We start from the raw sequence: 13,612 nt of genomic DNA, 5'->3' as shown, positions 1-13,612 counted from the left end.
GCCTCATGAAGCACCCCACGAACGCCCCCATCGCCGACAGAACGGACCTGGACTCCGAGCAGCCGCTGGTCTACGAGTTCGAGGCGTCGTTTGCCCAGCAGCGCCTCTGGTTCCTCGACCAACTCGCCGCCGGCTCGCCGTTCTACCACCTGCCGATCGTGATCCGGCTGCGCGGCGATCTGGACGTCGCCCTGCTGCGCGCCTGCCTGGAGACCGTCCTGCAACGCCACGAGGCCCTGCGCACGACCTTCTGCCAGGGCCCCGACGGCGTGCTTCAGCTGGTGCAGGCCGAAGGGCGGCTGGCGTGGACGCAGCGCCAGCTGGCGCGCGACGGCCTGGACGGCGCCGAGCTCGAGCGCATCGCGCTACAGGAGGCCGTCCGCGAGGGCCGGCGCCCGTTCGACCTGGAGCACGGTCCGTTGCTGCGGAGCTGCCTGCTGGCGCTGGACGACGGCCACTGGATGCTGTGCGTGTCGATGCACCACATCGTCTCGGACGGCTGGTCCCTGGGTGTGTTCGTGCGCGAACTGGGCGCGCTCTACTGCGCCGGCCGCGCCGGCCTGCCGCTGCAGTTGCCGGAGCTGCCGCTGCAATACCCCGATTACAGCCATTGGCAGCGCGAATGGATGTCCGGTGCGGCGCGCGACCTGCAGCTTGCGTACTGGCGCGAGGTGCTTCAGGATGCCCCGGCGAGCCTGGCGCTGCCGACCGACCATCCCCGCTCCCAGCGCCAGTCGTTCCGGGGCGACCTGCTGCCTCTCGCATTCGATGCTGGCCTGACCCAGGCGCTGCGCACGCTGGCGGCGCGCACGGGAAGCTCGCTGTTCATGGTGACACTGGCCGCCTACCAGGTCTTCCTGTGGCGCCACTCGGGCCAGCGCGACCTGTGCGTCGGGGTGCCGGTCGCCAACCGCACGCGGGTGGAACTCGAGGGCCTGATCGGCTGCTTCATAAACACAGTCGTGATGCGCGCGCGCATCGATCCCGCGCGCTCTTTCGTCCAGCTGCTGGCCCAGGTCAAGGACACGGCCCTGGGTGCCTTTGCCCACCAGGATCTGCCCTTCGAACAGATCGTCGAAGCAGTGCATCCGGAGCGTGACCTCAGCCATTCGCCCCTTTTCCAGGCGATGTTCATGCTGCAGAACATGCCGATGGACGCGTTCGAGCTGCCGGGCGTCGCCTGCCAACCTGTCGAGCTCGACATCGGTACCTCCAAGTTCGACCTCACTCTGTCGCTGACCGAGCGCGACGAACGACTGGAGGGCTACCTCGAATACTCGGCGGACCTCTTCCACCGCGACACCGTCGCCCGCATGGCGGCGCGGCTTGGCCGCCTGCTGGGCGAACTCGTCGCGGCGCCCGATCGGCCGCTGGTCGACGTGGACTGGATACCGCCCGAAGAGCGCACCCGGGTGGTCCGCACCTGGAACGACAGCGCCCGTCCCCTGCCGTCCGGTGCCACGCTGCTCGGCTGGCTGGAGCAGCGCTTTGCCGACGCGCCCAAGGACATCGCCGTCGACGACGGCACCGCGAAGGGCCGGTTGAGCTACGCCGAACTGGCCGCACGCACGTCCGTGCTGGCCCACCGTCTGCGTGCGGCCGGCGTCGAACCCGACGTGCGCGTCGGCGTCTGTCTGGAGCGTTCGAGCGACCTGGTGGTGGCCCTCGTCGCGGTGCTGCGCGCCGGAGGCGCCTACGTGCCGCTGGACCCCGCCTATCCGCCGCAGCGTCTGGCCTGGGTGCTGCAGGACGCCGCTCCCCTGGTCACCCTGGCCACGGCATCCACCCGGTCAAGGCTGCCGCTGTCGGGCCATGGGACGCTGATCGATCCCTGGCAGGACTCACCCCCGCACGCTGAACAGCCGCTGCCACTAGCGACCATTCGCGCCGGCCACCTGGCCTATGTGCTCTATACCTCCGGGTCGACCGGCCGTCCCAAGGGCGTGGCCATCTCGCACGGCGCGCTGGCCAACCTGCTCGCCGCGATGGGCGAGGTTCCGGGCTGCGCACCGGGCGAGGGCGTGCTGGCGCTGACCTCGGTCTCCTTCGACATCTCGGCGCTGGAGCTGTTCCTGCCGCTGTCGCGCGGCGGACGCATCGTGATGATCAGCAGCGAGGACGTCACCGATCCGCTGCGAATCGCCGAGCGCGTCTGTGCCGGCGACGTACGCCTGCTGCAGGCCACGCCTGCGAACTGGCGCATGCTGCTCGATTCCGGCTGGACGCCGCCGCGCGCCGCGCGCTGCCTGTGTGGCGGCGAGGCCCTGCCGCGAGAGACCGCCGCGCGCCTTGTGGCCGACGGGGCACGCCTGTGGAACGTGTACGGACCGACCGAGACGACGATCTGGTCGGCGATCAGCGCGGTCGACCCCGACGACGCCGACGCCAACGTGCCGATCGGCGCGCCGCTGTGGAACACGAGGCTGCACGTGCTGGACGAGCGGCTGGTGGAGCAGCCGGTGGGTGTGTGGGGGGAGCTGTACATCGCCGGCGATGGCCTGGCGCGCGGCTACCTGAACCGGCCGGACCTGACGGCCGAACGATTCCTGCCCGAGGTCAACGGCGCAGCGGGCCAGCGCATGTACCGCACCGGCGACCTTGTGCGCTGGCGTGCGGACGGGCAGCTCGAGTTCCTGGGCCGCACCGACCACCAGATCAAGCTGCGCGGTTACCGCATCGAACTTGGCGAAGTCGAGGCCGTGCTGGGCGCGCTGCCCGACGTGCGCGAAGCGGTGGTGGTGGTGCGCGACGACCTTCCAGGCGGGCGCCAGCTGGTGGGCTATGCGGCGCTGCACGAGGGCGCCCAGACCGACGAGGACGCGCTGCGCACGGCCCTGCGCGAGCGGCTGCCGGATTACATGGTGCCCTCGCGCTGCCTGCTGCTGCAGGCCCTGCCGCTCACACCCAACGGCAAGGTGGACCGGGGTGCTTTGCCGGTGCCGCAGCAGTTGGAAGCCGACGCGCGGGTGGCGCCCCGAACACCGCTGGAGACCCGGCTGGCTGCGATCTGGGCGCAGGTGCTGGGCGTGGCGGAGGTGGGCATCGAGGACGACTTCTTCGCCCTGGGCGGGCACTCCCTGCTGGCCACGCGGGTGATGTCGCAGGTGCGCGCCAGCTGCGAGGTGCAGTTGGCGCTGCGCGTGCTGTTCGAGGCGCCCACGGTAGCGGCGCTGGCCAAACGGGTGGAGCAGGCCCTGCGGGAGCAGAGCGTGACGCTGCCCCCCATCGAGCCCGTGCGCCGCGAGCCCGGACGCGCCCTGGCGCTGTCGCATGCCCAGCAGCGGCTGTGGTTCCTGGCGCAGTTGGAGCCCGAGAGCCCGGCCTACAACATGCCGGTGGTGCTGGAACTGCGCGGCAGGCTGGACCTGCGGGCCTTTCAGTACACCCTGGAGCGGGTGGTGGCGCGCCACGAAGTGCTGCGCACGCGCTTCGAGACCGTCGACGGCGAGCCGGTGCAGGTGGTGCAGGCGCCTGGCGCGGTGGCGCTGGCCGTGCACGAGGTCGACGGCGATGCGGCAGCCGACGACTGGGCGCGGCGGGAGGCGATGCGACCTTTCGATCTGGCGTCCGGGCCGCTCTTGCGCACCGTGCTGCTGAGGCTGGCGCCGCAGCGCCACGTGCTGTTGCTGACCCTGCATCACATCCTGGCCGACGGCTGGTCGATGGGCGTGCTGGTGCGCGAGCTGGGGTTGCTCTACACCGAGGAGTGCGGAGGCCCGGCGGCGGAACTGGCGCCCCTGTCGGTGCAGTACGCGGACTACGCGCATTGGCAGCGCCAGGTCCTGGGCCCGACGCTGGAGCGGCAGCTCGAGCACTGGCGCGTGCAACTCCGCGAAGCCCCCACCCTGACCACGCTGCCCGGCGACCGGCCGCGGCCCGCGGTGCGCGACGAAGCCGGGGCGGCGGTCGACCGGGTGCTGCCCGCAGCGCTGCGCGCAGCGCTCGAGCGCCGTGCGCAGGAGGGGCAGGCGACCCTGTTCATGGTGCTGGCGGCGAGCTTCAGTGCGTTGCTGGCCCGCTGGGCCGGGCAGCAGGACGTGTGCGTGGGCACGCCGATCGCCAACCGCCACCGGCTGGAGACGGAAAGCCTGGTGGGCTTCTTCGTGAACACGCTGGTGCTGCGCACCCGGGTGCATGGGCACGAGCGCTTCGCCGAACTGTTGGCCCGGACGCGCGAGACCTTGCTGCAGGCCTATGCCCACCAGGATCTGCCGTTCGAGCAGCTCGTGGAGGCCTTGCATCCCGAACGCCACCGCAGCCACACCCCGCTGTTCCAGGTGATGCTGGTGCTGCAGAACGTGCCGATGGCAGCGCTGGCCCTGCCGGGACTCGAGCTGGTGGCCCGTGCGCCGACGGCGCGCACCGCGAAGTTCGACCTGACGCTGACTCTGCACGAGGCGGCCAACGGCACGCTGCGGGCGGATTTCGAATACGCCTCGGCACTGTTCGACCGCGCGACGATCGAACGGTTGGCGGCGCACTTCGAGCGCCTGCTGGAGCAGGTCGCGCGCGACGGCGAGCACGTCGTCGGCGACCTCGAATTGCTGGGCGTTGCAGAGCGCGCGCAGATTGCGCGCTGGAACGACACGGGCCGACCGCCGCAGTCCACGCCGACCGTGCACGCGCTGGTGCAGGCGCAGGTCCGGCGCACCCCGCAGGCGGTGGCCCTGAGGTTTGCGCAGCAGGCCTGGACCTACGACGAGCTGGAACGGCGCGCCAACCGCCTGGCCCATGAGTTGCGGGCGCGGGGCTGCGGGCCGGGGACGCGGGTGGGTATCTGCCTGCCGCGCAGCGGCGAGCTCGTCGCCGCACTGCTGGCCGTGCTCGAGTGCGGCGGCGCCTACGTTCCCCTGGACGCGGCGCTGCCGCGCGCCCGACTGGCCACGATCCTCGAGGACGCGCGGGTGGCGTTCGTGCTCGGTCGCCGTGACCATGCGCCGGCCGGCTTGGCCGCGCCCTGGCTGCATCTGGACGACCTGGGGCATGACGATCCCGCGTGGTGCACTTCACCGCTGCCCGCAGTCTCCGGGGCTTCGAGCGACCCGGAGGTCTATGTGCTCTACACCTCCGGCTCGACCGGTCGGCCCAAGGGCGTCAGCCTTGCCACCCGGTCCCTCGTGAACCTGCTGCAGTGGCAGATTGAGGCGCATGGCCCTGGATCTGCCGGACCCGGGAGGAACACCCTACAGTTCGCGTCGCTGAACTTCGACGTCTCGTTCCAGGAGATCTTCTCCACGCTGGCGGCCGGTGGCACTCTGGTGCTCGTCGAGGACGCGCTGCGGGAAGACCTGGACCAGCTGCACGAATTCATCCTCGCGGCCGACCTGCAACGGGTCTTCCTGCCCAACGCGGTGCTGCAGCACTTTGCCCACCTGGTATCGAACGAAGCAACGCCGGGGGCGGCAGGTGCGACGGGCTGCGACATCATCACCGCCGGGGAGGCGCTGCACGTCGGCGAGGGGCTGCGGCAGCTGATCCGCCGCCTCGGGACGCGCAGGGTCTTCAACCAGTACGGACCGACCGAGACCCACGTGGTCAGCGAGCACTGTCTCGATGTGGCGACGCTCGCCCACTGGCCCGCGACGCCACCGATCGGCGCGCCGCTGTGGAACACGAGGCTGCACGTGCTGGACGAGCGGCTGGTGGAGCAGCCGGTGGGTGTGTGGGGGGAGCTGTACATCGCCGGCGATGGCCTGGCGCGCGGCTACCTGAACCGGCCGGACCTGACGGCCGAACGATTCCTGCCCGAGGTCAACGGCGCAGCGGGCCAGCGCATGTACCGCACCGGCGACCTTGTGCGCTGGCGTGCGGACGGGCAGCTCGAGTTCCTGGGCCGCACCGACCACCAGATCAAGCTGCGCGGTTACCGCATCGAACTTGGCGAAGTCGAGGCCGTGCTGGGCGCGCTGCCCGACGTGCGCGAAGCGGTGGTGGTGGTGCGCGACGACCTTCCAGGCGGGCGCCAGCTGGTGGGCTATGCGGCGCTGCACGAGGGCGCCCAGACCGACGAGGACGCGCTGCGCACGGCCCTGCGCGAGCGGCTGCCGGATTACATGGTGCCCTCGCGCTGCCTGCTGCTGCAGGCCCTGCCGCTCACACCCAACGGCAAGGTGGACCGGGGTGCTTTGCCGGTGCCGCAGCAGTTGGAAGCCGACGCGCGGGTGGCGCCCCGAACACCGCTGGAGACCCGGCTGGCTGCGATCTGGGCGCAGGTGCTGGGCGTGGCGGAGGTGGGCATCGAGGACGACTTCTTCGCCCTGGGCGGGCACTCCCTGCTGGCCACGCGGGTGATGTCGCAGGTGCGCGCCAGCTGCGAGGTGCAGTTGGCGCTGCGCGTGCTGTTCGAGGCGCCCACGGTAGCGGCGCTGGCCAAACGGGTGGAGCAGGCCCTGCGGGAGCAAGGTGCCCAGAAGTTGCCGAGCATCACTCCTGTGGTGCGCGCGTCCGGGCAGAAGCTGGCACTGTCCTTTGCTCAGCAGCGGCTGTGGTTCCTGGACCAGTACAGCCCCGACAACCCCTTCTACAACATCCCCCTGGCGCTCGCGCTCCACGGTCCGCTGCAGGCCGACATCATGCGGCAGGCGTTCAACGAGCTGGTGCGCCGCCACGAGACGCTCAGAACCGTGTTCCGGGTCGAAGCGGGGCAGCCCCACCAGATCATCCTGCCCGAACTCGAGCTGGAACTCGGCCAGCAAGACCTCGGTGGCCAGGACGGCCTACAGCAGCGCCTGCAGCTTATCGTCCGTGACGAGGCCTCCAGGCCATTCGAGCTCAGCCGGGGTCCGTTGATCCGGGCAAGCCTGATCCGCCTCGAGGCGCAGGAGCACGTGCTACTGCTGACCCTGCACCACATCGTCGGCGACGGCTGGTCCATGGGCGTGCTGTTCACCGAGCTGGCCCAGCTTTACCAGGCATGTCTCCAGCGGCAGAAGCCGGCCCTGCCCGCGTTGCCGATCCAGTATGCGGACTACGCGGCGTGGCAGCGCGAGCGGCTGAGCGGCGAGCACCTGCAGACGCTGCTGCGCTACTGGAAGCAGCAGCTGTCCGGCGCTCCGGCCTTGCTGGAGCTGCCCACCGACAGGCCCCGACCCGCGGTCCAGACCCATCGCGGCGCTTCGCTCGACTTCGAGCTCGACGAAGCGCTGACGGGCCGGCTGACCGCGCTGGCGAATGCGCAAGGCGCGACCCTGTTCATGGTGCTGCAGGCGGCGTTCAAGGTGCTGCTCAGCCGCACTTGCCGGCAGGACGACATCTGCGTGGGCACGCCCATCGCGGGACGCAACCGGGCCGAGCTCGAAGGCTTGATCGGCTTCTTCGTCAACACCCTGGTGCTGCGGGACCACATCGACGCCCAGATCAGTTTCGAGCAACTGCTGGTGCGGATCAAGGAGACGGCGCTGCAGGCCTATGCACACCAGGAACTGCCGTTCGAGCAGTTGGTCGAGGAACTCCAGCCGCAAAGGAGCCTGAGCTACTCGCCGCTGTTCCAGGTGATGTTCGTGCTGCAGAACGCGCCCCGCGAGCGCGTGCAGTTGGATGATCTCGGCTTCGAATGGCTGCCCAGCCCGGGTAGCACGGCCAAGTTCGACCTCACCTGCTGCCTCTCCGAAGTTTCGGGCCGGCTGGCGGGCAGCCTCGAATACAACACCGACCTGTTCGAGGCGCCGACCATCAGGCGCATGGCTGCGCGCTATGGCGTGCTGCTGCGGGGCATCTGCGACGACCCGACGGCGAAGGTGCGCGACCTGCCGCTGCTGACGGAGGAAGAAGCCCACCTGGTCCTCGTCGACTGGAACGACACCGCCGCGCCTTGCCCCGCGCAGCGTACGATCCACCAGATGTTCGAAGCCCAGGCCGGCAAGCGCCCCGAGGCCACGGCAGCGGTGCACGAAGACCGGCATTTCAGCTACGGCGAGCTCAATGCCCGGGCCAACCAGCTGGCCCACCATCTCAGGGGCCTGGGCGTAGGCCCCGAGGTCCGGGTGGGCATCTGCGTGCGGCGCGGTCTGGACATGGTGGTGGGCCTGCTGGGCATCCTGAAGGCCGGTGGGGCCTACGTGCCGCTCGATCCGGGCTATCCCGGCGAGCGGCTGGCCTTCATGCTGCACGACGCCGATCCGAAGGTGCTGCTCACGCAAGAGGCGCTGCTGCCGGAGCTGCCGCAGTACGCCGGTCAGGTGCTGTGCCTAGACCGCGACTGGGGGCGCATCGGGCAATGCGCGCAGGACAAGCCGATCGACCTCGCCGGGCCGGACGACCTGGCCTACGTCATCTACACTTCGGGCTCGACCGGGCGGCCCAAGGGGGTGGAGCTGTGCCACGGCAACGCCACCACCTTCATCGCCTGGTGCCAGCAGGAGTTCAGTGCCGAGGAGATGCGTCGAGTGCTGGCGTCGACCTCCATCTGCTTCGACCTTTCCGTGTTCGAGTTGTTCACCACGCTGGCGATGGGCGGGGTCGTGCACGTGATCGATCGGATCACGCAGCAGGACCTGGGCAGCCTCGGCCTGACGCTGGTCAACACCGTGCCCTCGGCGGTCGACGCGCTGCTCGAGCGCGGGGAGTTTCCCGCAAGGCTGCGGGGCTTGAACGTGGCGGGGGAGGCCCTTGGCGCGGAGTTGGTGGCGCGCGTGCTCGAAAGAGAGCCACAGCTCAGGGTGCGCAACCTGTACGGCCCCAGCGAAGACACGACCTATTCGACCTGGTGCAGGCAGGGCAGGGGCGAGCAGGTGACGATAGGCCGCCCGATCGCGAACACCCAGATCTACATCCTGGACGGGCACCTGGCGCCGGTGCCGATCGGGGTCGCCGGCGAGTTGCACATCGGTGGCGCGGGTCTGGCACGGGGCTACCTGAATCAGCCGGAGCTCACGGCCGAGAAGTTCATCCGCAACCCCTTCAACCCGCAGGCTGGCGCCAGGCTCTACAAGACAGGGGACCTGGCCCGCTACCTGCCGGACGGCAAGATCGAGTACCTCGGCCGGATCGACAACCAGGTCAAGCTACGAGGCTTCCGTATCGAACTCGGCGAGATCGAGAGCGCCCTGCTGCAGCACGAGGGCGTGGCGCAGGCCGTGGTTGCGGTCTGCGAAGACGAGCCCGGAGACAAGCGGCTGGTGGCCTACGTGGTCGGCAAGGCGCAGCGGCCGGTGCCGCCCGAGGATCTGCGGTCGCACCTCGGGGCCAAACTGCCCGGCTACATGGTGCCGGCGGTCTATGTGCCGATGGAACGCCTGCCCCTCACGCCCAACGGCAAGGTGGACCGCAAGGCGCTGCCGGCGCCGAGCGGCGAGAGAGCGCTGACCCAGGCCTACGTAGCGCCGCGGACCGAGACCGAGATGACGCTGGCGCGGATCTGGGCCGAGTTGCTCAAGGTCGACCAGGTCGGCATCCACGACGACTTCTTCGCGCTGGGTGGGCACTCGCTCCTGGCCACCCAGGTCATGGCGCGCCTGCGCCAGAACCTCGGCACTGACCTGCCGCTGAGAAACCTGTTCGAGGCGCCCACGGTAGCCGGACTGGGCTCGCGCGTGGCGCAGGCCGGGCAGGCCCGGCCTTCCGAAGGCGCCCGGGAGGGTGGCATCGCGCCGCTGGCACGGCCGTGCCGGCTGCCGGCCTCGCATGCGCAGCAACGCCTGTGGTTCATCGAGCAGATGACGCCCGTGCGGTATCATATCCCCGTGACCCTCGAACTGCAAGGCCAGGTGGACGAAGCGGCCCTGCACCAGGCGCTGCAGGGCCTGATGCAGCGCCACGAAAGCCTGCGCACCGGCCTGCGCATGCAGGAAGGAGAACTGGTGCAGAACGTGCGACCGGAGATCCCCGTTCCGCTGCAATGGCTGAACGTCTCCGATCCCGACGTGGAACCCTTGCTGCAAGGCCTTGCCGTGCAGCCCTTCGACCTTTCGCAAGCGCCGTTGTGGCGGGTGGCGGCACTCCGCTCGGGCCCGAACCTGCGGCTGAGGATGGTGTTTCACCACATCATCGTCGACGCTTGGTCGGTCGGCGTGATGATCCGTGACCTGGCACGGCTGTACGCCCAGGCCACCCAGGGCGTGCCGGCCGCACTGCCCCGCCTGAGCGTGCAGCACGCGGACTACGCAGCCTGGGAGCGTGGACGCCTGCTGCGGGCCGACGTGCTGGAGGGGCTGCTGTCGTACTGGCAGAGCCAGTTGCAGGGGCTGCCACCAATGCTGGAACTGCCCACCGACCGCGCGCGCGGGGCCCGCACCAGCGGCCGGGGCGGGCTGTTCCAAACGCGGCTGCCGACGGCGATGGCGGCAGCCCTCGAGCGTTTCTGCCAGCAGCGGGGCCTGACCGTGTTCATGGGTCTGCTTGGCGCCCTGCAGATCCTGCTGTTCCGGTACAGCGGCCAGACCGACCTTGCCGTGGGGGTTCCCGTCACCAGCCGACAGCATGCCGAGCTCGACGATGTGGTGGGCTTTTTCGTCAACACGCTGGTCCTGCGCGGGCGGCTGCAGGGCAATCCTTCGGTAGAGGACTTTTTGGCGCAGGTGCGCGACACGACGCTGCAGGCGTATGCGCACCAGGAGTTGCCTTTCGACAAGCTGGTGGAGGTGCTGGGCCCATCCAGACGCATGAGCCACAGCCCCTTGTTCCAGGTCATGTTCGCGCTGCAGAACGCGCCCCGCGACCTGACCTCGGTCGACGGATTGAGCCTGGGCCTGATCGACGAGAGCGCTGCCGCACCGGCCGCCAAGTTCGACCTGACCGTGACGGCCACCGCTGACGGACAGGGGATGCAACTGGGCTTCGAGTACAGCGCGGACTTGTTCGATGCCCCGCGCATCGAGCAGATGGCCGGGCACTATCTGGTGCTGATCGAGGCCATGCTGCGCGAGCCGCAGGTGGGTGTGGCGATGCTGCCGCTGCTGGATGAAACCGAGCGCCGGCGCATGCTGGTCGAGTGGAACGCCACCGGCACCCGTGCCCCGGCCGCGCTGGTGCACGAGCGGGTGGCCGAGCAGGCGCGTCTGCATGCCGACGACGTGGCCCTGCTGTGGCAGTCGCAGCGCTGGACTTACGGCCGGCTGGAGAGCGAGGCGAACAAGCTGGCGCACTGGCTGAAGTCACGTGGCGTGGGGCCGGAGAGCCGGGTCGCGGTGTGCCTGCCGCGCACGCCCGAGCTGATCGTGGCGCTGCTGGGTGTGCTCAAGGCCGGAGGCGCTTACGTGCCGCTGGATCCGCAGTACCCGGCGCAGCGCCTGGCGTTCATGCTGCAGGACAGCGCGGCAGCGCTGCTGCTGACCCAGCGGGACGTGGCGGAGGCGCAGCCCTGGATGTCCGGCATCCCGCGTGTGGACCTGGACGCCGCAGAAAATGAACGCCCGTGGTCGCGGCAACCCGCAAGCGCGCCGCCGCTCTCGGCCGTGGGCGCAGACCACCTCGCTTATGTCATCTACACGTCCGGCTCCACCGGGACGCCCAAGGGTGTCGCCGTCACGCATCGCGGAATCATGGGCATGCTCGGTGCACAGCAGCGCGCATTCGGCATCGGGCCGGGCACGCGCGTGCTGCAGTTCGCTTCGATCAGCTTCGATGCCTCCGTCTCTGAAGTGTTCTCGGCGCTCACGGTGGGAGCCTGCCTGATCCTGCCGGCTTCCTCGGCCGACGGCCTGTTGGCCGGACTGGGCGAGGAGCACCCCGAGGTGGCGACACTGCCGCCTGCGCTGCTGGCCCAGATCCGGCCGGCGGATCTGCCGTCCTTGAAGACCGTGGTGTCGGCCGGCGAGGCCTTGAGGCCCGAAGTCGTGCAGGCCTGGTGCGAGGGCACGCGCCTGATCAACGCCTACGGACCGACGGAGGCCACCGTCTGCGCGGCCATGTCGGCACCGCTCGGCAGGGCCAGGGGCGACGAGATGCCGCCCATTGGCCGACCCATCGACCACACGCGCCTGTACATCATGGACACTTGGATGCAGCCGGTGCCGGTGGGCGTTGCGGGCGAGCTGTACATCGGCGGGGCGGGTCTGGCGCGGGGCTACCTGAACCGCCCCGCGCTGACGGCGGAAGCTTTCTTGCCGGACCCGTTCGGCGACGAGCCTGGAGGCCGCCTGTACCGCACGGGCGACCTGGCGAGGTACCGACCCGATGGCCAGATCGAGTACCTCGGCCGACTGGACCAGCAGGTCAAGGTACGCGGCTTCCGCATCGAACTGGGGGAGATCGAATCGGCGCTGCTGTCTTGCGAGGGCGTGCGCGAAGCGGTCGTGGTGGCCCGAGGCGAGGGCGCCCAGCAGCAACTGGTGGGTTATGTCGGCACTGGCGGTCAAACCCTGCAGGCGGGCGCGCTCGAGCAGGCGCTGTCCCGATGGCTGCCCAGCCACATGGTGCCCTCGCGCTTGGTGGCGATGCAGGTCTTGCCGCTGAGCCCCAACGGTAAGGTGGACCGCCAGCGCCTGCCGGCTCCGGACGCCACGGCTGTGCGGACCCCAGGCCACGCTGCGCCACTCACGGCCCAAGAAGTCGGCATGGCCGCGCTGTGGTCGCGGGTGCTGGCGGTGGACCACGTCGGCCGCGACGACGATTTCTTCGAACGGGGCGGGCACTCGCTGCTGGCCGTCGCGCTCATCCAGGCCTTTTCGCGGGAGCAAGGCGTGCCGGTGTCGGTGGCAGCGTTGTTCAGGCATTCGACGCTGGCAGCGTTCACGGCGCATGTGCAGGGTTTGGGCGGGCGCACCGATGACGGGCTGTTGACGCGGATCGGGCGCGACACCGGCGCCGCGGGCACCCCGGTGGTGCTGTTTCATGCGCTGAGCGGCAATGCGCTTCCCTACCTGACGCTGGCGGAGGAACTGTCCGCGCAGCACCAAGTCTTCGCCATCGAGCGGCCCGATGGCAGCCTGCTGAGCGAAGCCAGTATCGCCGGGATCGCCGCCGGACACGCCGGCCTGATCGGCGCCGCGTTCCCCGCCACGCAGGCCATCGTGCTTGGGGGCTGGTCCTTCGGGGCGCTGATCGCCATGGAAACCGCCCGTGAGCTACTGGCGCGCGAGCCGCAGCGCCGCTTGAGCCTGCTGCTGATCGACCCCTCGCCCGTGGACGAGGCGGGGCGATGCGTCGCTGCGGCTGCGACGAACGACATGATCGACGTCTTAATGAAGGCCTACCCGGAGCAGGCGCAGGCCTCGCCCGGCCTGGTTCGCTCGTGCAGGCTCCACCTGGAGGCCCTGGATACCCACAGGATGGAGCGCCTCCAGGTGCCCGGCCTGGTGCTGCATTCATCGGAAAACGCCGGCGCGGCCAACCGGGCGGCCTGGGAGGGCCTGATGCCTTCGGCGTCGCGCACCGTCCTGGAAGATGCGGATCACCAATCGATCCTGCGCGACCCCGCCACGCGCGCGATCTCGAGGCAGCTTCGTGACAGTCCATTCGCCGCCTCGATCGACCCATGGCCCGACCGGCAGGACCCGCGCCCTACAATGCACGCCCATAGAACTTCGACGACGATGGCCTGCTGCATTGACGAACCTCCACCGCAGGCCGTTGCCGGGGTTCTGCACAGCGTCCGCGCCAGCAGGCCCGCGGCCGCGCATCCAACCCGCCCTCGGTCCGACGGTTCCGCCGAACGGGTCGGAACGGACTGAAGGTG

The 13,612-nt window shown here is 70.0% G+C and carries 1 protein-coding gene; it reads left to right on the top strand.

The features are described 5' to 3' along the window. Window positions 1–5 precede the first annotated feature (5 nt). Window positions 6–13,607 carry a non-ribosomal peptide synthetase gene (locus B9Z45_RS13250; protein ID WP_146180916.1) on the top strand — a complete coding sequence of 4,534 codons (13,602 nt, stop codon included), beginning with the start codon at window positions 6–8 and terminating at the stop codon, window positions 13,605–13,607. Window positions 13,608–13,612 lie beyond the last annotated feature (5 nt).

The organism is Limnohabitans sp. 2KL-17, assembly GCF_003063415.1.
GTDB lineage: Bacteria > Pseudomonadota > Gammaproteobacteria > Burkholderiales > Burkholderiaceae_C > Limnohabitans_A.
This window is presented reverse-complemented; position numbering and strand designations above follow the sequence as displayed.